Raw genomic sequence first — 26,297 nt, 5'->3', positions numbered from 1 at the left:
ACTTTAATTTATAGATTGATATAAAGATTTACAAAATACGTTCTGCCGTATCCGTAGAAATATTTTGGCCCAAAAGAAGGTGTTCCGCTGGAAACATCCTGATTAATTTGTCTGAAATTGGCATTTCGGGCTTGTTCGTAACCGCCCGTTTTATAAGTTACATCAAGCACATTATTGATGCTGGCAAAAACTCCAACATTTTTACCATAGATGCGCCATGATTTTCCACCCACAAAATTGACTAACATGGTTGGGTCAAATTTTTCCTGTTTTAATAGTACTGCTGCCCGTTCCTCCGTCGCTTCCGGAAAATTAAAACCACTTGCGGGATTTTTATAAAATATCTCAGTTCTGGAAATGGGTGAAATATCAATATAACTGTTGGTGAGGTAATTTACATTCCCGCTAATCCACCAATATTTTGGATCTCGATATTCAATTCCCACGGAATACGCGCGTTGTGGCATTCCCGCTTGCTTGTAATTTTTGAGTGCAGCCGTTCCAAAATCAAAAATCGGACTGGTATTTTCTGGAGTTGCTTCAGCATCGTTTGTCAAAGTCACTCTTGGATTACTATCAAAAATGTATTCCCCAAAAGCCGCTGAAAAAGTGGTTTTAAATGTTTGTGTCAATTGGTATTCCAAACTGAATTCGGCACCCACATTCTTCTTGTTTAATTGCGTTAATGTTTGGCTCACAAAAGCATCGGTGTTTAAATAACCTGCGCCGTCATCAAAAATTCCTTCGGCATAGAAAAAGGAAATTTGAGTCGCATTTTTAATTAAGGAATAATAGGCTGTTAGTCGGGCTTTTAATTTTGGAGAACGATAGATATAGTTGGCGTCCAAACTGCTGATATTCTCGCTCTCAATTCCGTCTACAATCGAATTATTCAAACGGGAATTAGCAAAAGTATTTCTTAATGAGGGTGCTTTGGTCAAATGTGCCGCGTTAAAAGTTACTAACTGTTTTCCGGAAATTTTCAAATTAAATCCGGCTTTAAAGCCAAAGTTTTCAAACGCTACTTTTTCGCTTTTCCCGAAGGAATTGGTTTCATAGATTCCGTTTTTGTACAAACCTTCCCGTTGATAATCTGCCCTTGAAAAATTTTGCGCCAGATAAAAATCCACTTTACTGTAGGTGAATTTAAATTGCGTAAACGCTTCTAAAGTATTGGCAAAATAATTATAATTGTATCCATACGTATCTCCAACGACCACTTGCCGGTCTGGATTATTTAAATCCGACTGGGATTGATTCCCGCTGTAAAAAGCGTCGATATCTTCAAAATAAAAACCGCCAAGTAAGTCCAACAATTTTTGTGAATTATGCGATTTTAGTTTTTTGAAAGATGCTCCGGCATTCAAAAAAATATTCTCGGACAGTTGGGCACTCAAATTTGTTGTGGCCACCGCCGTTTTATCTTCTACTTGATCTTCATACAAAACGTACTTGCTTTTTGTAGGTTCATAACCTGAAATAGTTCCATTGGAATTCAAAACTGGATTTTGATTGGCTTGATACAATGCCGTCCAATCGATTTGAGAATTTGCTAAAAACTCCGCTTTGCTTTTCTCCGAATTTTCATAATCCGGTGTGAACTCGCCCGAAAATTCTCCGTTATCCGGTGCATATAGCGAGCTGTAATAACTGGGCATTTTTCTGTAATACGTGGGATCAGGGCTACTCGCATTTTGATAATCGATGTTGCTGTTGGCAATTTTCCCAAATTGATATATCACACTCGAATTCAGATTGGTTTTATCATTGATTTTAAAATAATGATTCAGCATTATCGTAGGTTCTTCAATCGTTTTTATGCGGGCATTTCTTTTTTTACCGTCTTGAAAACCCCAATAGGAACTGTATTTTACGTTCGTCAATTGCGTAACTTCAGCAGTGTTAGGAGAATTTTTTGCTCTGGAATTGGGCGTGTACATTGCCGTCAGATTCAACGAATGCTTCTCGCTTAACTTTTTTTCGAGACTTATAAAAAAAGAATTTGCATCATAATTTGTTCCTTCAAAATAGCCTTCCTGTGCCCAGCGTTTTCCTGCCGAAACCACAAAAGCCCAGCCACGAGAATTTATTCCGGAAGCATGCGTTGCCATCGTGCGCCAACGATAATTAGTGTTGGCTGATGAAAAAGAAATTCGAGAACCAGGTCTGTAAATGGAAGCCCGCGTATTGATTTCCTGCGTTCCTAAAATTCCGCCAAACGTATAATCCGATGGTGCTGTTCCGAGCGTGAATTCCTGATTGCGGAGCGCGTCATTCAACCCGCCCCATTCGCCCCATTGCGGTCTTCCATCATAGATTTTATTCATGGAAACACCATTTATCATCATCGTGGAATGCTCGCTGTCTAATCCGCGAACTCTAAAACGGGCTTGTCCCCAATTGAAAGCGGCTGCTTGCAGAAAAGCATCTCGGGATGATTGCAAGAGCCCGGAAGTACTTTCGGAACTACTGTTGTCCTCACCAAAATCACTTTCGATAAGGGTTATAATACTGTTTTGTTGTTCCGTGGATTGGTCTTCTTCTAAAGTTATGGTTCCCAAATCCAGCATTTGTCCTTCAGTAATTTCGACGGGATACAACCCATCTTTGAATCCCTGACTGTGTACCAGAAGCAAAATATTACCTGTGGGAACAGTTTCAAAATTAAAATTACCATCATCTTTCGTGAGTTGCATCAAGGTAGTATTTTGAATACTGATCACCACAAACCCCAATGGCTTTTGGGTTTTTGAATCCACGATTTTTCCAAAAAATCCGGTGTTGTTTTGTGCAACACTACATCCAATATGAACAATAAAGAAAAATGCAACGTAAAATTTATTCATAGATGCAACGGATGATAGTTTATATTTTAAAAGCTGAAAATCCAATAAGTAGTTCAATCGTTACAATTACATGTAACGGTTGAACTACAAACATGAAAACATTATCCGAAATGGGATGACGTTAAATAATTAAAACTGAATTTTGGAAAAAGTGGTATAAACCTTAAATACGATACTGCCAATTAAGTGGTATTTTGTGTGCAGCATTAAATTGAAATATTACTTGAAAGAATTCTAATGTTAAATGTATTAAAAAAATACTAACATATTGATTTTCAAGTAAAATATTTTTTATAATCCGTTTTTAAAACTGTTTTTTGGAAAAGTTCTTAGAAAATAAAAACGAATTTAATAGCCCCGATGGCAGCGAGTATCCCACGCTTTTGGGCGTGGATACTGCGAACAGCGGGAGGATGTGTTTTTATAAAAACGAAATGTAGTGCTCCTAAATACTTCTATTTATTCGATCGCTTTGATTCGGGACACCATTAAGGAGATAAGAATTCCAAAAATACCTATGAATGCGAATGAAAATCGCAGGCTTGACAGCTCCGCAATGTATCCGATAATTGGTGGACCCATAAGAAAACCTAAGAAACTGACGCTGGAAACTGTGGTCAACGCGACACTGGGAGACACGTTTGGATTTTTACCCGCAACGCTATAAACTGTGGGTACTATAGTGGAAACTCCCAATCCGACAAACATAAACGCAATGGTTGCGGGAATTACAAACGGGAAGAATACGGCTGTAAAAAGCCCTGCTGATATCATGATTCCGCTGATTTGTAAGACCGTTTTTCGTCCAAATTTGCGAATAAGGCCGTCTCCTAAGAAACGTCCGCCAGCCATCATAATCATAAAAGAAGTATATCCCAGAATGACTAATGGTCCGGGCGCTTTGATGACATCTTTGAAATAAACACCGCTCCAGTCGAACATTACGCCTTCGCTGGCCATACAGCAGAATCCGATTATTCCCAACCAAATTAAGGCACTGTCCGGTTTTGAAAAAAGTTTTTTCTTTTCGGCTTTAATGGTTTCTTTGGCTTTTATTAAAAATTTATAATTGAACGCCATCATCAAAAACACGATTCCGGCAACAATGAGGAAGTGAACGTAAGGTGTCATCTTAAAAGCGAGCATTCCTAGTCCTACTAATGCTCCCATAAATCCGGCAAAGCTCCACATTCCATGAAAAGAGGACATGATGGTTTTTTTGAACAACACTTCGGTGTAAACGCCTTGTGTGTTTACGGCAATATTAGATAGATTTCCAAAGATTCCAAATACGAATAATCCCAATGACAATTGCCAAGCCGCCGCAGCCAAACCTAAATTTGTCATACTAAGAACATATAATGAAAGCGCGAATATCAAAATTCTGTCGCTGCCAAAACGAGTAACTAATTTTCCTGAAAAAGGCATTATCACTAATTGACCTAACGGCAAAGCGAATAAAATACTTCCCAAATCGCCTTCGCTGAGGTGTAAAGCGGTTTTAATATCCGGGATTCGACTGGCCCAAGTGGCAAAACACAAACCCATGCCAAAATAAAACATGGAAACAGCCCAACGAATTCGGTTCAAATAAGAAACCTTAGCGTCTTTGTACGTTTTTTTAAATTTGGCTTTCGTTTTTGATCTTCCTAAAAAGTTTAAATCTATCAATGTGGATTGTTTTAAAATTTATAAAGTCAAAATTACAAAAAGCAATCATTGGTTGTGTCAAAACAACACATTTGAGGAAAAATACAACGTTATTGTTCATAAAAAGTAATTCCCACGCATTCGCTAATTTTTTTAAACTTTTTAAAAATTTGCGAATGCGCGGTAAATTTTATAGGTCAATTACTTTTTTCTGCGCACTGCTTTGGATTGCCGCTTCAATAATTTGCATTACATGCAGACCATCTTGAGCCGTCACCGGTTCTGTTAAGTCATTTACAATCGAATGATAAACTCCGTCAAAAAAATCATAATAATTCCCTTTAAGTGTAGGTATTATTTCCTCAATAATTTCTCCATTAATTTCAGTGTGTAACAAACCTCGTTTTTCGATGGATTCTGTTCCCCACGTTTCTAAATTAGGTTTATGTCCTAATTTTAATTCGTCTTCTTGTACATCACCACGCGGCTTTAGGAACGAACCTTTTTTTCCATGAATGACATACGACGGAATGGCTTCGCGAATAAAAAATCCAGCTTTGAGTCGGACACGAAAATTGGAATAATACAGTAAAATATCAATGTAATCATCTACTAACGAATGTTCCCGCGTGATGCGAATATCCGCAAAAACTGATTGTGGTAAACCAAATAAACACAATGCCTGATCAATTAAATGGGGTCCTAAATCCTTTAAAATGCCTGCACCGGAATTGGCTGTTTCTTTGTGTTGCTTTGGACTTAAAATAGGATTATAGCGGTCAAAATGGAATTCGGCTTCGACAATTTCACCCAGCACATTCTCCGAAATAATTTTTTGAACGGTTTTGAAATCGCTGTCCCATCTTCTGTTTTGGAAAACGGCAAGCTTTAGCCCTTTTTCTTTGGCGATGGCCGCTAATTCCTGCGCTTGGGCAACAGTTGTGGTAAATGCTTTTTCGACTATGGCATGCTTTCCAGCCAAAAGGACTTGTTTTGCATATTCATAATGTGTTTCTACAGGAGTATTTACAACCACTAAATCAACATCATCTTGCAATACTTCCTCCATTGACGCGTAGCTTTTTACCGCAGGAAAATCCTTATGGATTAATTTTTTACTTCGTTCCCAAGAACCAAGAAGTTCAAATCCCGGATGAAAATTTAAAAAAGGCGCATGAAATACTTTTCCGGACATGCCATAGGAGAGCAATACTGTTTTTATTTTTTGCATATCATATTTTTCAGATTAGGAGGGTGTGCGTTTTTAAACAAATAAATCATTAGTTCAGCGAAGAACAGGGTGAAATGGCTAACTCTGAAATTCTACCTTTGAAATTCAATCCCAATAATTAGTGCCAATTCGTGAAATTCGTGATTGGATTTCATTAAATTTTAGCTCTTTCGTATTGTTCTGGCCATTTGACATCCGCTTTTAAATCATGGGCGAATGTCAATCCCAGATTCGGATTCCTAAGAGACTCTCTGGCAAATAACACTAAATCTGCCTTCCCTGACGCGACAATTTCCTCCGCTTGAACAGCATCAGTGATTAAACCTACGGCTGCAGTTAGGATTTCGGTTTCCTTTTTTATGTTTTCCGCAAAAGGAACTTGGTAATTTGGAGCTAACGGAATTTGTTGGTGCGAGACTAATCCTCCTGAAGAAACATCGATTAAATCGACTCCTTTTTCTTTTAATATTTTTGAAAGTTGCACTGATTCATCGGCATTCCATCCGCCTTCTGCCCAGTCTGTAGCCGATATTCTAACGAATAAAGGTAAGTTTTCCGGCCATTCAGATTGAACGGATTCGACTACTTCGAGAGTCAAACGGATTCTGTTTTCGAAAGTTCCACCGTATGCATCGGTTCTAAAATTAGATAATGGCGAAAGAAACTGATGCAACAAATACCCGTGCGCCGCATGAATTTCCATCACCTGGAAACCTGCTTTAAGTGCTCTTTTAGTGGCTGATTTAAAGTCGGAAATTACTTTTTGAATTCCTGCTTCATCTAATGCAACAGGCAATTTTTCAGTATGATGATACGCAACTGCACTTGGCGCTACGGTATCCCAGCCGCCTTGGGTTTCGTCTAGTTTTCGGCCTCCGTTCCAGGGTGACGCGGCACTTGCTTTTCTTCCGGCATGAGCCAATTGGATTCCGGGAACCGATTTATGACTGATTATAAATTGATTAATTTGCTGCATTTTTTCAATTTGCTCGTCTTTCCAAAGTCCCAAATCCTCGGGAGAAATTCGGCCTTCGGGAGAAACAGAAGTCGCTTCCTGAATGATTAATCCCGCACCGCCAATGGCACGACTTCCAAGATGTACGAGATGCCAATCATTGGCAAAACCATATTGAGCAGAATATTGGCACATCGGCGAAATTGTAATTCTATTTTTTAGCGTTAGGCTTTTTATTTGAAGAGGAGAAAATAATTTTGACGACATAAATTTATTTTAAAAGTGAAAGAAACAAGAAATACTCATTTCTAAAAAGTAAAGTTAAGATTCCCAAATCAAACTTAGAATTCAATTTACATTAATTAACAAATATTTAAAATGGTATGGAACAATTATTGTAAAATAAACAAATAGAAAACCTTACTTTTGTGAGTTGTAAAAAGAACTAAAATTAAAAAATGGACATAGTTATCAAGCTTTCTCAATTTTTATTGAGCTTATCATTACTGATTATACTTCACGAATTAGGACATTTCATTCCTGCTAAATTGTTTAAAACCAGAGTCGAAAAATTTTATTTGTTTTTTGATGTTAAATATTCCCTTATCAAAAAGAAAATTGGCGAAACCGAATACGGTATCGGGTGGCTGCCTTTGGGCGGTTATGTTAAAATTTCGGGAATGATTGACGAGAGTATGGACAAAGAACAAATGGCTTTGCCACCGCAACCATGGGAATTTCGTTCTAAACCGGCTTGGCAACGTCTGATTATTATGTTGGGAGGAGTTACCGTCAACTTCATTTTGGCTTTCATTATATACATTGGAATGGCATTTGCTTATGGTGATACTTATATTGCTAATGAGGATTTGAAAGATGGAATTTGGGTAACCAATCAGGCTATTGAAAAGGCAGGCATCCAAACTGGCGATAAAATTCTTTCTATAAACGGAAAGAAAATCGATCGCTATGACGATATCTCTAAAAATTTATTTCTGGCAAGAGAAGTTACTGTAGAAAGAAATAACGAAACAAAAATCGTTAATTTCCCTATAAATATTATCAATCAGATAAGTAATTCCGGAGCAAAACGTACTTTGGTCGAAATGAGAATCCCGTTTATAATAAGTGACATAGATAAAAGTTCTCAAAATTTTAAAACTTTAAAATCTAAAGATATCATAACTCACTTTAATGGAGTTCCTGTAAAATATGCTGACCAAGCTATATCACAGTTTAAAAACTTTAACGGAAAAACAGTTTCTGTTACTCTAAAAAGAAATGGGCAAATTATTCAGACAACTGTAAAATTCGACAACAAATCTAAATTAGGGATTGCTTATCCTTCAAGATTACCTTATTCTAATATCGAAAAATTGAATCTGTACAAGATCAATCGTCAACAATTTGGCTTTATTGAATCTATTCCAATCGGAATTAATATTGGTGTAGATGGATTAGTTGAATACGGTAACCAACTTAAAACCATTTTCAATCCTAAAACCGAAGCTTATAAAGAAGTAGGTGGTTTTGCCGCTATTTACAATATTTTTCCTAATACATGGAGCTGGCAAGTTTTCTGGAATATCACTGCTTTATTATCGATAATGCTTGGTGTAATGAACTTATTGCCTATCCCGGCACTTGATGGTGGACACGTTATGTTTTTATTATATGAAATCATCAGCGGTAAAAAACCAAGTGACAAATTCCTAGAAAACGCGCAAATGGTTGGTTTCGTATTACTTATAACACTGTTATTATTTGCTAACGGAAATGATATATACAAGGCAATTGTAGGGAAGTAAAAAAAAATAAAAAAAGTTTGATTTTTATTTGCACAAACCAAATGATAGCCTATCTTTGCACCGCTTTACAAGTGAAACACACCGCACAAATAAGCATATAAAACGTTCATTCAGCATCAGAATAAAAACATACAGTTTCCTTCTTAGCTCAGTTGGTTAGAGCATCTGACTGTTAATCAGAGGGTCCTTGGTTCGAGCCCAAGAGAGGGAGCTTTTTAAAAAGACTTTACAGTGATGTAAGGTCTTTTTTTGTTTTAAAAAAGTGTGGTTTCACATTAGAACTCCTATTTATTTTCTATATAATTGTTTATTCCAACATATTGCGTTCTTTCAAAAAATCAAAAATTAACTTATCCACCGCTGATATTTTACCTTTATCAGAATAAGTTAACCATATCATTTCTTCGATTTCTGAATCCACTTTTAGCAAACCATTATAACTTGCAGCATAACAAGTCATTTTGACAATCGTGTCTTCAGAATGCCCGTGAGCGTGTGCTTGAAATACTCCAATAAATTTTAGGGTATCTGGGATTAACACTACGCTTAATTCTTCTTTTATTTCACGACATAACGCCTGTTCGTCACTCTCAAAATTTTCTCTTTTACCCCCAGGAATATAATATTTATCTTTACCAAAAGATTTTGTAGATAGAATTTTATTGTTTTTAATTTCAATCCAGGCGAGCTTATCAATTATTTTCATTTGCAGTGTTTTTGACATCATCTCAATGATTGCTTCCAAAATAACTAAATTCCCTACTGATAACCGCTTTTTCTACTGGCTTTTTATTAAATACTTTTCCAAGATTACTGATGAGTTTTTTAATTCAGTAAATTTCTTTTGAAAATGGAACTTAATCGGAAACTTTAAATCCAGTTGAATTACACAACTTAAACCAATTCATAAGTGGCTTACAAAAATAATATTCTGCGTTGTGACCACTATACTTTAATTAAAAAATAAAACGTATTAGGAAGTTTTTGTGTTTCTAAATTCTTCTGAAAAATACCGTAAGGCGCTGGTCCCGTTTTTAATTTAAAATTCTTTAAAATCAAAAAACAATTTTAGAACACAAAGGCACCATTGGAGATTAACTTGACATCGTCATTTATAAAATTTTAAAATTTGAATAAAATGCAAGTACGCAGGTTGCCGCCAAAGCATTAGATCAAAATCTCCAATTAATACTTTGGAGTTACATACAATTACAATTTTGGTTTTAAGATCTTCGATGCCGCTAAAAAGAAAAAGATTAAAATTAATGATCTAAAAGTAGATCAAAACAAACAAGGTAGAATGCCTCCTATAAAATAATACTACTCTATTCAAACAGATAAAAAGCGTTATTTTCTTTTTTAAAGTTCGATATTTACCTTTTAAAAAAATAAATTGATGATACGTAGAAGATTTATTGGTTTCGCAACTTTACTTGGAGTTGCTGGTATTATGGGCTTTACAATACGTCCGAAGAAAAAATCATTGTTGCATCATGTATTTTTTTGGTTAAAGAACCCACAATCCGAGGCTGATAAACAGCAATTAATTTCTGGTTTGAAAACCTTATCGGGAATTCCAGCGATTCGTCAAATTCATGTTGGGGTTCTAGCTTCAACTGAGAAACGGGAAGTTGTAGACACCTCTTGGGATGTTTCAGAACTTATGTTTTTTGATGATGAAGCCGGGCAAAAAATATACCAGGATCATCCCATTCATCAAGACTTCGTAAAGAACTGTTCTCATTTATGGAAAAAGGTCTTGGTTTATGATGCAATAGATGTGTAAATATTGAAAAAGTGGCTACGGCCAATTCAAAGAAAAATACAAATAAAACAGGGGTTTCAAGAAATATATCTTGCGACCCCTATTTTTATGCATGCTATTTTACGATAACTATGGAATCAGTCGGTCAGTACGAAGCTGTGCAAACAAATCGTAAAAGGAATCTTCGGTACGTTGAAAAACGGTAAAGCCGAGTTTGCGACTTTTAGACATATCCGTCATTACTTCTATGGGGCGTCCCAAGTCAAGATCAGTGTGCCACGGAGAAGCCAATTTGTTTAAATCAGACTCTTCAAGAGCATATTGTGTGGCGATTTTTTTCCAAACTGGAGCTTCATGTTTCATTTGTTCTTCAAGAGTATGAATTGTACCATCAAAACCTACTGCTTCAATTCCAAACGATTCCGCTAGTTTTTTCCAAAGCCATTTCCAGCGAAAAAAATCACCATTTACCACATTGAATGCTTCGTTACGAGCCGATTCAGTAGTCGAAGCCCATATTAAATGTTCCGCCAAAACTCTGGCATCGGTAACATCTGAAAGTCCATTCCATTGTGCTTCTGAACCCGGCCACTGAAACGGTTTGCCTGTTTCTCTGCAAATACTGGCGAACACCGCGAGCGTAGTGCCAAGATTCATTAAGTTTCCTACCGCTTTTCCTATAATCGTATGCGGACGGTGAATGCTCCATGTAAAACCATCTCGCGCTGCAGCGGCATAAACCTCATCCTCTTGTGCGTAATAAAAATTTTCTAATTCCAAGCGTGGTTGCTCTTCCCTAAGAGGTGTTTCCGGCAATAATCCTTCTTTGGCGTACGCCTCAAATGGCCCAAGATAATGTTTCAGTCCTGTAACTAGCGCCACATGTTGTACTGATTTTTTAGGAGATAATGCCTCGAGAAGATTCCTGATCATCAAACTATTTACCCGAATGTTTTCGGCTTCAGAATCCTGACGCATCCAAGTTGTAATGTAAATGTGCGTGGGAGAAATGTTTTTTAACGCTGCTTTTAAATTTTCCAAATCCAGTAGATCTGCTGCAATTGGCTGAAGGTTTTCTATATCTTTTCGTGGGTTTCTGGCTAAACCATAGGTCGTCCAGCCTCTAGCAATAAGTTTTCCTGCGAGATTGCTACCCGTTATTCCGGTTGCTCCAACTACTAACGCTATATTTTCCATGTTTCTGTTTTAAAATTTTATGAATTACAAAATTCGAAAATATTCCATAAGTTACAAAGGACATACGTCACAGATAATTTGTGACCTATATCACGTTAATGCGACAAACGGCTCAAAGTTTCTCTTGAAATTCCCAGATAGGATGCTATTAAAGTTTTAGGAATGCGGTGTATCAAATCCGGGTATAATTGGATAAACTGCATGTATCGTTCCTCTGAGTTTTTGCTCATCAAAGACAGAATTCGGTTTTGAAGCGCAATATTTCCGGCAGTCATTTTTTGCAAAAAGAAGAATTCCATTTTCGGTAATTCGGCACACAATTTTTCTCTGTTTTCAAGCGTAATATAATAGGTTTGTGCGTCTTCTAAGCAATCTATATTGAGTGTGGCATTCTGTTCATTATAAAAACCCTCACTATCAGTAATCCACCAGTCTTCCTTAGCAAATTGAAGGATATGGCTCTTGCCCGATTTGTCGATATAAAAAGATTTCATGAGCCCTTTTACAACAAAATGAACGTATGGAACAGGATTTCCCTGCTGCACAATGTATTGATGTTTTTTATAGTTACCAACCAAAAAATAAGACAGTACGAATTGAAATTCATCATCCTCTAATAGTACAATTTTCTCAATTTGTTTTCGTAAAATTTCTTCCATAGTTCCTTATATTAAAACCCGGATAAAAATACGATTAAAAAAAGAACCGTTTAAATCTATTCCAATCTTAAATAAAAATTAAAACTCGGAAGGAAAACGCAAATAAAGCAACACGATTAGTTTACTATAATTTTTGTAAATCAATTCTGCTCTTAGAAATACTAATAAACGCTTTAACCTCAAATAATCTCGGTTATTTTAATTTAATAGAGATGCGGATCTTGTGCGTTCAGCAGAATCCATTTTTTATCACTGTTGAGTTTAAAGGTGCCAATATGTTCCTTGTTCCATTCATCAGGTCCTATCAATGATAGAAAATTTACGCCTGCGGCATCTCTGTACAAATGATAAATTTCACCAATAACGGGTTCAAATGAAAATTTAGCACTGTACACTAATTCATTCCACTCGTATTCTTGCATCAACTTTTGATATTGCAGTTTGAGTTCGTTAAACTTATTTCCAAGCTCTTTATTTACATTGTCAATCCCTCTACTTTTCCAAGAAACCACATCATCAACCCTGATTACCGGGGCTCCAACATTTGTAGCGTAAGGCAGTACACTGGCATTAAAACCTTTTTCAACAGAGTATACAACATTATCTGGTTTTTTATTTTTCATCTATTTTTAATTTATATTTCCCAATTAATTACAAGTAATTAATGAGTAACGTTTCATTTATTAGTTTTAAAATCAGTTTAAAGTGTTTATTCATGCAACACTTTTCTGTATCTACTACTATCTTTTTCAAAGCAAAAGCATATTTAAAAATTTCAAAGCGGACATTTTAAAAGCTGTTTTGTTTAATAATTATGCTGCAAAGTTAAACAAATAATTCAAATCGCCAGTAAAATTTAAGCCTTGAAGAGCAATATTAATTCTGTTTCAACTTCTCGTTCCAAAATTAATAATATACTTATTTTCGATGTGTCCTAAAAAATAATTTAATGTGGAGATTTGGAAGACTATAAAAAGCTAATTGAATTCTGACAGCAAAACAGGGTTTTAAAAATTAAGATTTGTTAATTCTAAGCAAAATTAAAAACTTATTTATCTTTTTAAATCAGCTTTTACTACCTTTAAAAGATTTCTTTTTTAAAAGATTAAAAATTATACTCATGAAAAAAACAGCAATAGTTTCTCTCGCGATTCTTTCATTCCTTTCTTTCAGTTGCGATGCGCAAGTAAAATCCAATGATATTCCTATTAAAGACGAAGTAAAAAACTATACACTCCAGACTGTAGCTTCTGATATTGCAATTCCGTGGGGAATGACTTGGCTGCCTGACGGGAGCATGTTAGTTACGGAAAAAAGCGGTATATTATATCACGTCAAAAACGGTGTGAAAACGGAAATTAAAAATGTTCCCAAAGTATATACTCGCGGACAAGGCGGATTACTAGATATCGTGCTGCATCCTAATTATGCTAAAAATGGCTGGATTTACATGACGTATGCTTCCGATGAAGGGGAAGGAACTGGCGGTCACACAAAACTCATTCGAGCAAAATTATTGGACGGAAGTCTGACACAAATCGAATCGCTTTATAAAGCCACTCCAAATACCACAAAAGGACAGCATTTTGGTTCCCGAATTGTATTTGATAACGACGGATATTTGTATTTCTCTGTAGGAGAACGAGGCGAGCATTTCGTAAATCCACAAGACATCAAACGCGATGGCGGAAAAATATACCGATTAAACGATGACGGAAGTATTCCTAAAGACAATCCTTTTGTAGGTCAGACCGGAGTTAAAGAAGCGATTTACACCTATGGGAATCGCAACCCGCAAGGAATGGCAAAAAACCCTGTAACAGGAGCAATTTGGGCACATGAACACGGTCCTCAAGGTGGCGATGAAATCAACATCATAAAAAAGGGAGTCAATTACGGATGGCCAGTTGTTACTTACGGCATCGATTATGACGGAACAACCATCAGCAAAGAAAACGAAAAACCAGGCATTGAAAAGCCTATTTATTATTGGTTGCCGTCTATCGCTCCTAGCGGAATGACTTTTGTTACCAGCGACAAATATCCGGACTGGAAAGGGCATTTATTGGTTGGTTCTTTAAAATTTCAATATCTTGAATTGCTAAAGTTGAAAGGCAATGAAGTTATCGGCAGACAAAAAATCGCAACCGACATTGGCCGTGTACGTAATGTGGCACAAGGTCCAGATGGCTATATTTATATGGGCGTAGAAGGAAAAGGAATTATTAAAATCATACCTAATTAGACTATGTTTACAACGAAATTATTTTTGGGATTTGGACTATTTGTATTGGGAAGCTTTTCTTTAGAAAACCCATTTTCTCAAAACAACTACATTGACTTGAATACTGAAACCGCAGTCGTTTCAAAATTTCAGTCACCGGGAAAAGAAATTTATGCTGATTTTTGCATGCAATGCCATGGTGCAAATGGCAAAGGAGATGGTAAAAACTTCCCTCCTCTTGCCGGTTCTGATTGGTTAAAAACCAAGAGAAATCAAAGTATAGCTGCCGTAAAATTTGGACAAAGTGGCAAAATTGTCGTCAATAAAATAACGTATAATAGCAGCATGCCAGCCATGGGACTTACAAATCAGGAAGTTGCCGATGTGATGAATTACATCATGACTTCTTGGAGTAATAAACAAACCAAAATCGTTACCGAGAAAGAAGTCGCAGCCATTAAAAAATAAAATTCGGACTTAGTATTGGTCTCTAAAAAACATAAGACACCGAAAAACCTCCATAAAAATTGACAGGATTTCCCGGATAAAAATAGCGTGGGGCGGCAGTCCCAAAACCTACAGCATTCGGTAGAATGTTCGCTGCGTATTTAGTGTCCAATGCATTATTAACTCCAGCGTTCATCTCTGTTCTTAAGATTTTAAGAATCGTAAAAACATGCGTCGTTTTGATGTCAAGCAACGAATACCGCTCACTGTATTTTGTATTGGCATCGTTTAAAGGAATTTTACCTATCGTTCGGAACGAAGTGTTCACACTAAATCCGTTTTTTATATTTAGATCCACTCCAAAATTGAATTGTTTTTCGGGAACCCCTGTAAGTTGGTTTCCCGAATAATCCGCATTGCCATCCAAAAATTCTTTAAATTTAAAAGTATTTACCGCTCCTGAAAAATAAGGTGTAATTTTAAATTGGGTCAGCTCTAAAAGTTTATAATTTACTAAGAATTCAAATCCCGTATGCGAACTGCTGCCCGCATTAATCCCTACAAATTGATCATTGGCGGTGCGTCGTGCCACCAATAAATTTTCAATTTGTGTGGTGTAAAACGTTACTTCTGTATACACTTTATTTTTAAGCCAATTTCCTTTGAAACCCAGTTCGTAATTCCAACCTATTTCTGGTTTTAAATCGGTGTTTATTTGACCTTCCGGAGTCAATGTTTCAGCAACAGAAGGCACCGAAAATCCTTTGCTAACCGACGTAAATATGTTTTTCCCTTTGCTTACTTTATACGAAAAACCAACTCTTGGCGACCAAACATTTCCAAAAGTGAAAGGCATCTTTTGACCTCCAGAATTATTTTTGAAAACATCCTCTAACGAATATTTGGTTGTGTTAAATGCTACTCCGGTTTCCAGATGCAGTTTTTCTGAAATCCAAAGTTCCATTTGTAAAAAGTAGTTTGTGTAATTCCGGTTTTGTTTGATGGCACTAAATTCGTCGCCCTTAATACTGCCTAGACCCGGTTGCGATTGGTACAAATTTTTAAAAAGAGAATACTCGTACTTTTCAGTTAATAATTCGGTGCCAAAACTCAGTTCAAATGGCAAGGAAAACAATTGGTCTTTATAATTTACATTGGAACGAAAACCCGCGGCGTTTGTTTTTTCATCCAAAATATCAAAAGGTCTGGGTTCGTACGCGTCTTTAAAATTAGAAAAAACACTGGTTTGTATAGACCATTTCTCAGAAAATTGATGATCATATCCTAACCCGAACATAAATTTGTCATACGACTCAAAACCTTGAGCGGCTGCCCAAGTAGCGGCTGCTTTCTCAGGATTATTTTTTAAATCAGTCTCATTGATAGAACTTGGAATAAAAGCTTTCAGTCGGGTGAACGTTCCTAAAAATGACAAAGTGCCGGCGGAACCAATTTTTTGTTTACCATGCAGGTTCAATGATTTTCTGTTGTAGGAGCTGTTTGCTCTGAATCCGTCACTTTGTAAATCCGTAAAGCTTGTAAATACATTTGTTTGGGAATCGCTGTATCCTGCCGAAAGTCGCTGCTGCAACAACCCAAAACTTCCAAAAGTAATCGTTGATTTCCCGAATGATTCCAACAAAGGCGTTTCTCGTGAAAACAATTGGATTACACCGCCCAAATTGGAACCAAAACTAGTGGAATTTGGCCCTTTTATAATTTCAATTTTTTCGATTGATGCTAAATCAATATCATCAATCGTAGTTTCGCCTTCACCGGAAGTCAATGGAATCCCATCAAAATAGGCTTTTATTTTATTGGTACCGTATTGAGATCGGGCGCCAATACCCCGAATCGTAATCCTGTTGGTATTGAAAGCACCTTGCTGCATCGTAACGCCAGGGATTTTGTTTAAGACCGGAGTAAGAATAATTCCATCACTTTTATTGATGTCGGCAGTAGTAATTACCGAAACGGAAGAAGCCGTATTTTGAAGTACATTATTGATTGGCGAACCCTTCAATGTAATTTCTGAAAGGGCAATCGTATCTTTTTTTATTTGTCCAAAAACAGCAGTCGCACTACATAAAAAAAGGAGGGAAAAAAAGGAATTTTTGAACAATTGCTTGAGTATTTGAATGAATAAAAACGTTGATAAAGTTAGCTATTTATTTTTATTTCTAAAAATCATTTTTAAACAAGAATCGATTAAAGAAAATTCTCGATTGCATGTAAGCGGAATTATATTCTGTTTTTATATTTGATGATATTAAATTGTGAAATTACATAAAGCCTTAGTTAAACCGTAAATTATATAAAAAATACCGCTTTATGACACTACTTTACATAAAAAGACGTTCTTTAAAAATCATACCTTTGTCGTTGAAACAAGAATTAAATTACCTTTAAACTTCGATATTTCTTTTAAATAAAAAAACAACATTATTTACTTATGAAAAAATTAGCACTTGCATGTATCACACTTCCTTTATTGTTGTTAAGTACTTTATCCTGCGATCGTGGCAAGGCGGCCGATACTGTGAACGGGGAAACGACAACAGAGACTGAAAAAGCGGATTCAATTGAAAAAAAGAAAGTTCTTACCATTGACACACTTGATTTCAACAAAAGAATGGTCGCTTTAAGCAACAATGACACTACCGGAAGATGGCCTGTTAAAGCGCCTTATCCTTTACCCGGAGCGTTATTACCATACAATAGAATTATTGCTTATTACGGAAATTTATATTCCACGAGGATGGGTATCTTAGGTGAACTTCCTCGTAAAGAAATGTTGGCAAAATTACAAGGCGAAGTCGCTAAATGGCAGGCAGCTGATTCTACTGTAAAAACAATTCCTGCTTTGCATTACATTGCTGTTACGGCTCAAGGCGCTCCGGGAAAAAACAACATGCACCGCTTGCGAATGCCTTTTAAACAAATTGACACTGTTATCAGTTGGGCAAAACCTATTAATGCATTAGTGTTTTTAGATATTCAGGTAGGTCACAGCACTGTTAAATCAGAAGTAGCGGAACTGGAAAAATATCTTGCCATGCCTAATGTACATCTTGGAATTGATCCTGAATTTTCGATGAAAAACGGAGAACGTCCAGGTTCTAAAATCGGGCATTTTACTGCCTCAGATATTAATGACGCCATTGATATTTTGGCAGACATTGTGCGTAAAAATAAACTGACTCCAAAAATATTGGTAATACACAGATTTACACAAGGTATGGTAAAAAACTACAAAGAAATCAAAACTGTGCCTGAAGTACAAATCGTAATGGATATGGATGGTTTTGGAAGCAAAGTATTAAAAAAAGATTCTTACGTAAGTTATATTTATAGAGAACCTGTACAATTTGCCGGTTTTAAATTGTTTTATAAAAATGACAATAAAAACGATTGGAAAATGTATAGTCCTGAAGAATTAGTAAAATTCACTCCAAAACCAATTTACATTCAGTACCAATAATTACGATTCGACTTATGAAAAATATTCTTTATTCCGTTTTCATTGGATTATTTTTATTGGTGGGATGTCAATCAGAAACGCATAAAATAGTTCCTGAAGTCCCTCTTGTCGCTGCTCCTGCAAAAATTGTTGCTCCAAAAAAAGTAGCTGCTGATGCCGCGACCATTCTTTCGAAAAAAGAAGTACCCATTTTATGTTATCATAACATAAGGGATTTTAGCGTCAGTGCGAGTGGAAACGTGAAGGTATATACCGTAAAACCTCCTGCTTTTGCAGAACAAATGAAAACGTTAGCTGATGCAGGCTACCACACCATCTTGCCGGAACAATTGTATAATTATTTAGTTTTTGATGGCCCATTACCTGAAAAACCAATCATGATTACCTTTGATGATACCAGAGAAGAACAATTCAGTATTGGCGCAGCCGAGATGAAAAAATACGGTTTCAAAGGGGTGTTTTTTATTATGACTGTTTCTATTAACCGTCCCGGATATATGAGCAAAGAGCAAATCAAAAGCTTGTCTGACGACGGGCATGTGGTAGGCGCACATACTTGGGATCATCACATGGTAACAAAATATACCGGAGACGACTGGAATACCCAATTGGTTAAACCAAAAGCAAAACTGGAGGAAATCGTAGGGAAACCAGTACCCGATTTTGCCTATCCGTTTGGGTTATGGAATACCGAGGCGATCCCTGAAATAAAAAAGAGTGAATATAAAATGGCTTATATTTTAGCTACCAAAAGAGATCCTGTTGATCCATTGTATACTATCAGACGTATTATAGTTTCGGGAACTTGGTCTATTGAAGGAACAATGAAGGCTATAAATTCTTCTTTTACTAAAGCTGAATAGCACTTTACACCGATTCTAAATTTGCATTTGTTTTTGCAAATTAAAGCAACTGTACGACTTATGAATTAACGATATAACCGTTGAAAAGGTTCTTTGCAAAACTTTTTTTGCTTTAGTTTTAAAGAGTTTCTTAACTAAAATATTGGTCATAAAAAAAGCACTATCGTATTCCAAGGAATATAATAGTGCTTTTTTTATTTAAAATAACTGTCTTTATCTTGGTGACAACCAGCCTTCAGGATTGTTATACGTTGTATTTTGAAGGATTAAGAATTTAATTATCGTTTTACCCGTTTCACCGTTGGTTCTTACTTTTCCAAGGCTTTGCTTTATACTCACTTTATCTCCTTTGCTAACATTCACGGAACTTAAATTTTGATAGACTGTGAAGTAATCCCCGTGTTGTATCATTACCGCTTTGTTTACTGGTGATAATACAATAACGCTGGTAACTTCTCCTCCAAAAACGGCTCTTGCACTTGCGCCTTTGTCTGTAGTGATTTCTACACCGCTATTGTGCACGGTTATCGTATTGAATAAAGGATGTGTTTGGTTTCCGTATCCTAATGACACATATCCTTTTTCAACTGGATAAGGCAGTCTTCCTCTGTTAGCTCTAAAATTATCTGCAATAATTTTAGATTCAGGTGTCAGTTCAATTTTGGATGATGATACCGCAGCTTTAGAAACTGGAGCACTCGGATTGGCTTTCGCTTTTTCTAGAGCCGCTTTCCTGTTGGCTGCAGCAATGGCTTCCCGTATTAATTTATTGATTTGTCTGTCAATCGTTCTGTATTCCTGTTGTTTTTTCTTGATTTCTTTAGCAATCTTATTTTTATCTTTTTTGATAACGCTTACTAACTTCAATTGCTCTTGTTTTTCCTTTTCTAAAGACAAACGTTCTTTTTGGTTTTCAGCAATCAGTTTTTGTTTTGCTGTTTTTTGTACATCTAGTTTTTGATTAAAATCTGTAAGCTTATTTGTTTTTGTTTTTATTTCTTCTCCCTGCATTTTTCTGTAGCTGGTATATTGTTTCATATACTGCGCTCTTTTATATGCCTGCAAAAAGTTTTCAGAAGATAACAAGAACATCGCTCTGCTTTCTGATGAACGGCTTTTATATGATTTCACAATCATCTTAGCATAATCTTCCTTAAGTTCAGCTAATTCTTTTTTCAATTTATTGATTTGAACCTGATTAATATACATGTCATTATTCAGCAATTTGGTTTGCTTTTCAGTAGTGTTTATTAATTTTTCCTTCAGCTTTATTTTGGTGCTTTGAATGACAATTACGTTAACAACAGATTTTTCTTTTTTCTTTACAGATTGTAATAACTTTTCATTTTCTCGAATTTCTTTTTGAATTTGAGCTTTACGTTCTTCTAATTTTTCTTGTTGAGATTCCTGACTCCACAGTAATGAAGTCATACAGATAAAAATTAGGCTTAGGAGAAATTTTGGCATATCGAAAAAATATTTTTGCTAATTTACTTAATTATAATTCTTTTGTACCCATTTGGAACACTATAAGGAAAAGAAAGTTCTTCATTGAAAGTTACTGAGTTGTATTCGAGATTAATTTCGGTATTTCCTTTCTTCTGAAATGTATTTATTAAAACGCTTGTTGGCAATGTAGCCTGATTGTATACTTTGTTGTCAGAATATGCTACTTTGATCATTCGCTCTTCAGCAGTTTGCGTGATTTCCTGTTTTTGAACCAAGAATTTATCGGCATCCAAAAAGAATGATTTTTTGGTATTTTTATTTGATGTATCATCCAATCGATACGTTTGTTCCAATAATGACTCTAAATATTTTCCTTTTGTCAAATCATCAATTGCCTGGCCTAATAACATGTTCTGGATTTTATTATAATCTAAATCCGTTCCTAGCCACTGGCTTAAAGTACTGAAATCACCATCAAAATATTTCCCGTTTATCTTTTCATAATAGCTTACTGTAGTGGGAGTAATTAATGCTTTTGCCATTGTAATTCCCAGGAAACGGATGCTTACCAAAATCTGTTCGTCTTTCTTTATTTTGATTTCAGCGGTAACATTTTGCGTTTGTTTGTCATCAGCGTAACGAGCGTTTGACTTAATGTATAATGTAGAAAATTCATTTTTATTGTTATAGTGATTTTCTATTATTTTTTTGGCCGTCATGTATCCTGCCCCCATGACAGGCTCATTACTTGCTGCGACGGCAATAGCTTTCGATTTGCACGATACCATAAAAACAGTAAGTAGTACTAGTATTGAAATTTTTTTCATTATTTTTTTTCTTTTAATAATTGATTGGCTTTAGAGAAAAACAAGTCTTTTTTCTTGAAATCTCCCAAACCATTGTACGCTTCTCCAAGCTGGATATTGAAATTTATTTCCAATTCCTTATTCTCCACTACATAATCCATGCCCATTTCTAATAAATCTTTCGCTTTTTTAAATTGTTGGAGCTGATTGTTAGCCAAACCGGCATAATAATAAAATTGCGGTTGTGTTGGAAAAGTCTCTACCAGCGCCAACGATTTTTTGGCTACTGCATCAAATTGTTTCATCTCTGTATGCGCTTGAAGCAAAAGTAAATTCGTTTCTACAGTATCTCCTATTTCCTTGCTTGTCGATTTTTCATAATAAATAATAGCTTTTTCCCATTGTTTTTTAGTGTGGAAAAACTTCCCTATTTCTTTGGCTACATCTACCGAAGAATCATTGTCAAAATAGTTCACAGCTTTCTCTAAATCAGGCGAATATTGCGGATTCTTATCGGTGAAAATCAGAAACTCATTCAGAATTCTATGTTTAATTTTCGAATCTATTTTGGAACTGGCCAAAACGACATTCATCGCTTTTATCGCTTTTGGTGCGTCATTGGCATCCAAATAATTCTTGAATAAACTCACTTGCGCCCATTCCGAATCTGGAATTGCTTTTTCCAGTTTTTTGACGGTTTCAAAAGCTTTTGTTTCTTCATTATTTTTGGAATACAAAAATATTAAACTAATATAATTGAACTCATCCTGTGGATTTTTAGCAATTAGATCTTCCAGATTGGTAATCTCCATATTTTGAAATTTCCCTACTGATAAAATCTGACTTTTGTATAATTCCCTTCGGTCCGTTTTTCCATAGGTTTCATTTAATTCCTGAATCAACGCGAGTGCTTTTTCATACTGATTGGTCCCCATGTATAGTGAGGTCAAATCTTCTTTGTACTTTGGATCAAATTCAATCAACTTGCTGATGACGGTAATTCCTTGAGTGAAATTTTTAGTCTCGTAACTCACGTCATACATTCCTATCCAGAACCATTTATTTTTTGGATCTATTTTAGTGGCGTTTTCAAAGTAATTATAGGCACTCTTATACTCTTTTAATGCTAAATAATTCTTTCCCAATTCATAATAAACAGTTGCATCGTTCGGTTTTATTTTATTGGCTTTATCTAAAGCAATTATCGCTTTATCATAATTTTCAATTCCTTTCTGAAGCAAGGATTCATAAAAAAGTTCTTGAAACTGATCCGTATCGAGCTTGATTTCTTCAGGTTCCGTTTGTGCCCACAGCAAAGCAGGAAATAATGAAATTCCTAAAATATACAGTATGAAAGCGTTGTTTTTCATGTTTTTATTTAAACCGAAATAGCTAAAATTTTTATAAAAAACTATATTAATTTTTTTAGACACCGATTCACAGATTAAAAAAAAAGTAATCTATGAATATGTGCGGAACTTTATTCTAAAACCGAATAATCACCAATGCTAATGCTTGAAAAATTACCGTCAAAACTGGCGTGATTTCCAATCATTGCGTTGTCTAAATTTGCATTTTTGATGTGAGAGTGTGTTTGTATTAAACTGTTTTTTACGGTACTGTTTTGAACATGACATCCATCACCTAAAGATACATTTGGTCCAACAGTTGCGTTTATCAAAATTACATTTTTACCGATATAACAAGGCGGAATTACAGTTGAATTTTCTAATTTGACATCAAAGTCCACTAAATGTTCGCCATCATTATGCAAGAATCCTAACATTCTGGAATTCGTATCAACGGTTACATTTTTATTACCGCAATCCATCCATTCGTCTACTTTACCCGGAACAAATTTCATGCCTTTGGCCATCATCTGCTTGATTCCGTCATTTATTTGATATTCGCCCCCGTGGATAATGTTGTTGTCTAATACTAATTGTAATTCGTTTTTTAAAACGGCAACATCTTTAAAATAGTAGATTCCAATTACGGCAAGGTCAGATACAAAAGCTGCCGGTTTCTCCACTAACTCTACTATTTCATTCGCTTCATTCAGTTTTACAACACCAAACGCTTCTGGTTGACCTACTTGTTTTACCCAAATCACACTGTCCGCATTTTTATCTAAATCGAAATCGGCACGAATTAATGTATCTGCGTAAGCAATAACAGCTGGACCGCTTAAAGAATCTTTGGCACACATAATAGCATGACCTGTTCCTAACGCTTCATTTTGGTAATAAATAGTGCCTTTGGCGCCTAATTTTTGCGCGATAGCAAGTAGTTCTTCTTCTACTTTTTTACCAAAACTTTCATGAATAATAAAAGCAACTTCTTCAATATCTTGATTCAACACTCCGGCAATATCCTCCACCAGACGGTGAACGATTGGTTTTCCGGCAACAGGAATTAATGGCTTAGGAATGGTTAATGTATGTGGGCGAAGACGTGAGCCACGACCGGCCATTGGGACAATTATTTTCATATTATTTTTTTTAAACCGCAAAGTTTACGAAGGTTCTCGCAAAGTTTACGAAGGTTTTTATTATTTTTATGTTTGCACGATTTGCGAACTATCTTTTTTATTCGCCACAGATCACACGGATTAAACGGATTTTCGCAGCGTTGTATTTGAAATATATTCTTTACTTCGTTATTTTACAATTACTAACTGCGATTGAATACTGAGGACTATTTTACTCCCGTACTTCCAAAACCGCCTTCTCCTCTTGAGGTTTCTGCTAACTCTTGCACTTCAATCCACTGCGCACGTTCGTGTTTTGCGATGATGAGCTGTGCAATGCGTTCTCCGGTTTCAATAACGAAATCTTCGTTGGATAAATTTACTAAAATTACACCAATTTCACCACGATAATCGGCATCTACTGTTCCAGGAGAATTCAGAACCGTAATTCCTTTTTTGGCGGCCAAACCACTTCTCGGACGTACTTGTGCTTCATAACCTATGGGCAATTCAATGAAAAGACCTGTTTTTATGATCGTTCTTTCCAGTGGTTTTAGTGTTACGGATTCAGATAAGTTGGCTCGTAAGTCCATTCCTGCAGAAGCTATGGTTTCATAGTTAGGCAAGGCATGTTGTGATTTGTTGATGATGTTTATTGTCATTGTTTTTTTATTTAGAAGAAACAAGTCGCCACTTGTCTGTACATATTGTTGTTTCTTTTTAGTAATAGCCCTGATAGTAGTAGAAATCCTTTTCCTTTTTTCTTTAAAAAGGAAAAGATTACTTCACTATACTTTTATTTTCATTTGAGTTCAGTGAATTTCATTTGCAACGAATAGCAGGAAATAGCTCCTAAAAATTTAAATTAAGTTCTAATTCTTTTTTCGATTCAACATTTTGATTAATAATTCTTTTTCGTTGTGGTATATAAAGTAAATAAATACCAGTAATAACGTGATTCCTACGTAATAATTCTCTCTAAAACCGTAAAATGAAACTGCCGAAAATCCTACTGAAATCAATAGATACATGAAGATTTTATTCGTGTCATACGGTATAGGATAATATTTATTTCCAAAATAATAGGAGATACTCATCATGCTTCCGTACGCCGCAATAGTGGCAATTGCCGACCCGTAATAACTCATTGTTGGGATCAGCAGGTAATTTAACACGAGTGTGATTATGGCTCCCACTATGGAAATATAGGCACCAATATGTGTTTTATCGATCAGTTTGTACCAAACGGAAAGATTGGTATAAATTCCTAAGAAGAAGTTGGCCAGAATAATCAATGGCACTACTTTCATGGCTTCCCAATAGGACTCATCCTGAATCATAATTACTTTCAGAATATCAGCAAAAACGATGACTGACAGTAATATAAAAGAGCCAAATATCACAAAATATTTGGTGATCGTAGCGTATGTTTGTGGCGCATCCTGACTATCCGAGTGGCTAAAAAAGAAGGGTTCGATTCCTAAAGTATAGGCCGTTCGGTACAAAACCATGAATAATCCAAGTTTGTAGCAGGCGGAATAAACGCCCACTTCGGCATCAGCAATGTCAGGAGGCAATAAATAGCCCAGTAAAATTTTGTCAAATTGGTCGTTGATGGCAAATGCTATTCCGGCCACCATAATAGGCATACCGTATTTCATCATTCGTTTCCATAGCGAATAATCAAAATGCCATTTTAATTTAAAGTAATTGGGAGACAACAGTATAAATGTAAGTAAACTGGCAACAATATTGGAAACAAATATATAGCCTATTTGAAAATCTTCCAAGTACAAAGAACGTAAAACACTGTCTGGATTTGACTCTGCAATCGCCGGTAAATAACTTAAAAAGAAAAGGTTCAGAAACAAATTGACAGCTACATTTCCTATTTTGATTATGGCGTATTTTATCGGTTGCTGATTGACCCTTAATTTAGAGAATGGAACAATCACCAAGGCATCGAGCACTAAAATCCAAATGTTATACGTAATATATTGCGCGTCAATTCCAGACCAAACGGCTAATTTATTGCGGAATAATAATGCTATGAATAGAAACGAAATGGAAGTCCAAAAAAGCGAAACGGATGTGGTTTCCACTACCGATTTCTTGTCTGTTTCTTTATTGTAAAATCTGAAAAAAGCGGTTTCCATTCCGTACGCAAGAATGACATTAAAAAAAATCATGCCGGCAAAAATGATCGAAACCTTTCCGTATGCTGCTTTTGGGAGTAAATCCGTGTACAATGGCACCAAAAAAAAACTGAACATTCGGGGGATGACCGTTGCCAATCCGTAAATGGCAGTCTGTTTAAAAAGATTTTTATATAATCCCAAAATGGTGTTTTTATTAAAATTAAAAAGCCAAAAATAACTAATTCTTTGGTTTAATCCATTGAAGTGAATGTTTGTTTTGAAAGAGAACAATCAAAAACAAAAGCTTT

At 35.7% G+C, this 26,297-nt stretch carries 21 protein-coding genes and 1 tRNA gene; 7 read left to right on the top strand and 15 right to left on the bottom strand.

Features of this window, described 5'->3' with window-relative positions; translation table 11 throughout:
• Positions 1–8: 8 nt before the first annotated feature.
• From ACP7AV_RS02440 to ACP7AV_RS02425, 4 genes are all read right to left on the bottom strand, one after another.
• The gene (locus ACP7AV_RS02440; protein ID WP_426090616.1) at positions 9–2,846 is read right to left on the bottom strand and encodes a carboxypeptidase-like regulatory domain-containing protein; all 2,838 of its coding nucleotides are present in this window, start codon (positions 2,844–2,846) and stop codon (positions 9–11) included.
• Between the two features lie 459 nt (positions 2,847–3,305).
• Entirely contained in the window at positions 3,306–4,517 is a 1,212-nt protein-coding gene (locus ACP7AV_RS02435; RefSeq protein ID WP_426090615.1) for an MFS transporter, read from the bottom strand.
• Between the two features lie 169 nt (positions 4,518–4,686).
• Positions 4,687–5,727, bottom strand: a complete 1,041-nt coding sequence (locus ACP7AV_RS02430; RefSeq protein ID WP_426090614.1) for a Gfo/Idh/MocA family oxidoreductase — start codon at positions 5,725–5,727, stop codon at positions 4,687–4,689.
• Positions 5,728–5,881: 154 nt separating this feature from the next.
• Entirely contained in the window at positions 5,882–6,949 is a 1,068-nt protein-coding gene (locus ACP7AV_RS02425) for an NADH:flavin oxidoreductase/NADH oxidase (protein ID WP_426090613.1), read from the bottom strand.
• Positions 6,950–7,140: 191 nt separating this feature from the next.
• On the opposite strand from ACP7AV_RS02425, the gene rseP reads away from it, so the two are divergent.
• Both rseP and ACP7AV_RS02415 read left to right on the top strand, forming a co-directional pair.
• Complete coding sequence (rseP, locus tag ACP7AV_RS02420; protein ID WP_426090612.1) at positions 7,141–8,490, top strand: RIP metalloprotease RseP; 1,350 nt, start codon at positions 7,141–7,143, stop codon at positions 8,488–8,490.
• Between the two features lie 137 nt (positions 8,491–8,627).
• Positions 8,628–8,701 (top strand) — tRNA-Asn (locus ACP7AV_RS02415).
• A gap of 96 nt (positions 8,702–8,797) precedes the next feature.
• Here ACP7AV_RS02415 and ACP7AV_RS02410 read toward each other — a convergent pair.
• Entirely contained in the window at positions 8,798–9,196 is a 399-nt protein-coding gene (locus ACP7AV_RS02410; protein WP_426090611.1) for an NUDIX hydrolase, read from the bottom strand.
• Positions 9,197–9,886: 690 nt separating this feature from the next.
• On the opposite strand from ACP7AV_RS02410, the gene ACP7AV_RS02405 reads away from it, so the two are divergent.
• Entirely contained in the window at positions 9,887–10,276 is a 390-nt protein-coding gene (locus ACP7AV_RS02405; RefSeq protein ID WP_426090610.1) for a Dabb family protein, read from the top strand.
• 108 nt (positions 10,277–10,384) lie between these two features.
• Here ACP7AV_RS02405 and ACP7AV_RS02400 read toward each other — a convergent pair whose 3' ends face one another.
• The 3 genes from ACP7AV_RS02400 to ACP7AV_RS02390 form a co-directional block, all read right to left on the bottom strand.
• Positions 10,385–11,452 (bottom strand): SDR family oxidoreductase, encoded by a 1,068-nt coding sequence (locus ACP7AV_RS02400; RefSeq protein WP_426090609.1) that lies wholly within the window; start codon positions 11,450–11,452, stop codon positions 10,385–10,387.
• Positions 11,453–11,547: 95 nt separating this feature from the next.
• Positions 11,548–12,111, bottom strand: coding sequence for a Crp/Fnr family transcriptional regulator (locus ACP7AV_RS02395; RefSeq protein WP_426090608.1), 564 nt, complete (start codon positions 12,109–12,111; stop codon positions 11,548–11,550).
• A 203-nt stretch (positions 12,112–12,314) separates the two neighbouring features.
• Positions 12,315–12,734, bottom strand: a complete 420-nt coding sequence (locus ACP7AV_RS02390) for a DUF2452 domain-containing protein (RefSeq protein ID WP_426090607.1) — start codon at positions 12,732–12,734, stop codon at positions 12,315–12,317.
• Between the two features lie 497 nt (positions 12,735–13,231).
• On the opposite strand from ACP7AV_RS02390, the gene ACP7AV_RS02385 reads away from it, so the two are divergent.
• On the top strand, positions 13,232–14,356 hold the full coding sequence (locus ACP7AV_RS02385) for a PQQ-dependent sugar dehydrogenase (RefSeq protein ID WP_426090606.1): 1,125 nt from the start codon (positions 13,232–13,234) through the stop codon (positions 14,354–14,356).
• A 3-nt stretch (positions 14,357–14,359) separates the two neighbouring features.
• Positions 14,360–14,803: a c-type cytochrome gene (locus ACP7AV_RS02380; protein ID WP_426090605.1), complete on the top strand. Its 444-nt coding sequence runs from the start codon at positions 14,360–14,362 to the stop codon at positions 14,801–14,803.
• A gap of 22 nt (positions 14,804–14,825) precedes the next feature.
• Here ACP7AV_RS02380 and ACP7AV_RS02375 read toward each other — a convergent pair whose 3' ends face one another.
• Positions 14,826–16,904, bottom strand: a complete 2,079-nt coding sequence (locus tag ACP7AV_RS02375) for a TonB-dependent receptor family protein (protein ID WP_426090604.1) — start codon at positions 16,902–16,904, stop codon at positions 14,826–14,828.
• Between the two features lie 330 nt (positions 16,905–17,234).
• Between ACP7AV_RS02375 and ACP7AV_RS02370 the strand changes: the two genes are divergently transcribed.
• Both ACP7AV_RS02370 and ACP7AV_RS02365 read left to right on the top strand, forming a co-directional pair.
• Positions 17,235–18,263 (top strand): hypothetical protein, encoded by a 1,029-nt coding sequence (locus tag ACP7AV_RS02370; RefSeq protein ID WP_426090603.1) that lies wholly within the window; start codon positions 17,235–17,237, stop codon positions 18,261–18,263.
• Between the two features lie 14 nt (positions 18,264–18,277).
• Positions 18,278–19,126, top strand: coding sequence for a polysaccharide deacetylase family protein (locus tag ACP7AV_RS02365; RefSeq protein WP_426090602.1), 849 nt, complete (start codon positions 18,278–18,280; stop codon positions 19,124–19,126).
• Between the two features lie 213 nt (positions 19,127–19,339).
• Here the strand turns inward: ACP7AV_RS02365 and ACP7AV_RS02360 are convergent, their stop codons facing one another.
• The 6 genes from ACP7AV_RS02360 to ACP7AV_RS02335 form a co-directional block, all read right to left on the bottom strand.
• On the bottom strand, positions 19,340–20,557 hold the full coding sequence (locus ACP7AV_RS02360; protein WP_426090601.1) for a murein hydrolase activator EnvC family protein: 1,218 nt from the start codon (positions 20,555–20,557) through the stop codon (positions 19,340–19,342).
• 59 nt (positions 20,558–20,616) lie between these two features.
• Entirely contained in the window at positions 20,617–21,402 is a 786-nt protein-coding gene (locus ACP7AV_RS02355; protein WP_426090600.1) for a DUF4292 domain-containing protein, read from the bottom strand.
• On the bottom strand, positions 21,402–22,751 hold the full coding sequence (locus ACP7AV_RS02350; protein WP_426090599.1) for a tetratricopeptide repeat protein: 1,350 nt from the start codon (positions 22,749–22,751) through the stop codon (positions 21,402–21,404). The genes ACP7AV_RS02355 and ACP7AV_RS02350 overlap by 1 nt, the downstream gene beginning before the upstream one ends.
• Positions 22,752–22,861: 110 nt before the next feature.
• Entirely contained in the window at positions 22,862–23,872 is a 1,011-nt protein-coding gene (locus ACP7AV_RS02345) for a sugar phosphate nucleotidyltransferase (protein ID WP_426090598.1), read from the bottom strand.
• Positions 23,873–24,078: 206 nt separating this feature from the next.
• Positions 24,079–24,513, bottom strand: a complete 435-nt coding sequence (gene dut, locus ACP7AV_RS02340; RefSeq protein WP_426090597.1) for a dUTP diphosphatase — start codon at positions 24,511–24,513, stop codon at positions 24,079–24,081.
• A 210-nt stretch (positions 24,514–24,723) separates the two neighbouring features.
• The gene (locus tag ACP7AV_RS02335) at positions 24,724–26,190 is read right to left on the bottom strand and encodes a lipopolysaccharide biosynthesis protein (RefSeq protein ID WP_426090596.1); all 1,467 of its coding nucleotides are present in this window, start codon (positions 26,188–26,190) and stop codon (positions 24,724–24,726) included.
• Between the last annotated feature and the right edge of the window lie 107 nt (positions 26,191–26,297).

Source organism: Flavobacterium sp. DSR3-2 (assembly GCF_049896525.1).
In the GTDB taxonomy this organism is placed as follows: domain Bacteria; phylum Bacteroidota; class Bacteroidia; order Flavobacteriales; family Flavobacteriaceae; genus Flavobacterium.
Note: the sequence above shows the minus strand (reverse complement) of the source record. Positions and strands in the feature narration are given on the sequence as shown.

Excerpts from the sequence above, each read along its gene's own strand:
- ACP7AV_RS02440 (WP_426090616.1), bottom strand. The coding sequence starts at position 2,846 with ATGAATAAATTTTACGTTGCATTTTTCTTTATTGTTCATATTGGATGT.
- ACP7AV_RS02430 (WP_426090614.1), bottom strand. The coding sequence starts at position 5,727 with ATGCAAAAAATAAAAACAGTATTGCTCTCCTATGGCATGTCCGGAAAA.
- ACP7AV_RS02425 (WP_426090613.1), bottom strand. The coding sequence starts at position 6,949 with ATGTCGTCAAAATTATTTTCTCCTCTTCAAATAAAAAGCCTAACGCTA.
- rseP (WP_426090612.1), top strand. The coding sequence starts at position 7,141 with ATGGACATAGTTATCAAGCTTTCTCAATTTTTATTGAGCTTATCATTA.
- ACP7AV_RS02410 (WP_426090611.1), bottom strand. The coding sequence starts at position 9,196 with ATGAAAATAATTGATAAGCTCGCCTGGATTGAAATTAAAAACAATAAA.
- ACP7AV_RS02405 (WP_426090610.1), top strand. The coding sequence starts at position 9,887 with ATGATACGTAGAAGATTTATTGGTTTCGCAACTTTACTTGGAGTTGCT.
- ACP7AV_RS02400 (WP_426090609.1), bottom strand. The coding sequence starts at position 11,452 with ATGGAAAATATAGCGTTAGTAGTTGGAGCAACCGGAATAACGGGTAGC.
- ACP7AV_RS02395 (WP_426090608.1), bottom strand. The coding sequence starts at position 12,111 with ATGGAAGAAATTTTACGAAAACAAATTGAGAAAATTGTACTATTAGAG.
- ACP7AV_RS02390 (WP_426090607.1), bottom strand. The coding sequence starts at position 12,734 with ATGAAAAATAAAAAACCAGATAATGTTGTATACTCTGTTGAAAAAGGT.
- ACP7AV_RS02385 (WP_426090606.1), top strand. The coding sequence starts at position 13,232 with ATGAAAAAAACAGCAATAGTTTCTCTCGCGATTCTTTCATTCCTTTCT.
- ACP7AV_RS02380 (WP_426090605.1), top strand. The coding sequence starts at position 14,360 with ATGTTTACAACGAAATTATTTTTGGGATTTGGACTATTTGTATTGGGA.
- ACP7AV_RS02370 (WP_426090603.1), top strand. The coding sequence starts at position 17,235 with ATGAAAAAATTAGCACTTGCATGTATCACACTTCCTTTATTGTTGTTA.
- ACP7AV_RS02365 (WP_426090602.1), top strand. The coding sequence starts at position 18,278 with ATGAAAAATATTCTTTATTCCGTTTTCATTGGATTATTTTTATTGGTG.
- ACP7AV_RS02360 (WP_426090601.1), bottom strand. The coding sequence starts at position 20,557 with ATGACTTCATTACTGTGGAGTCAGGAATCTCAACAAGAAAAATTAGAA.
- ACP7AV_RS02355 (WP_426090600.1), bottom strand. The coding sequence starts at position 21,402 with ATGAAAAAAATTTCAATACTAGTACTACTTACTGTTTTTATGGTATCG.
- ACP7AV_RS02350 (WP_426090599.1), bottom strand. The coding sequence starts at position 22,751 with ATGAAAAACAACGCTTTCATACTGTATATTTTAGGAATTTCATTATTT.
- ACP7AV_RS02345 (WP_426090598.1), bottom strand. The coding sequence starts at position 23,872 with ATGAAAATAATTGTCCCAATGGCCGGTCGTGGCTCACGTCTTCGCCCA.
- dut (WP_426090597.1), bottom strand. The coding sequence starts at position 24,513 with ATGACAATAAACATCATCAACAAATCACAACATGCCTTGCCTAACTAT.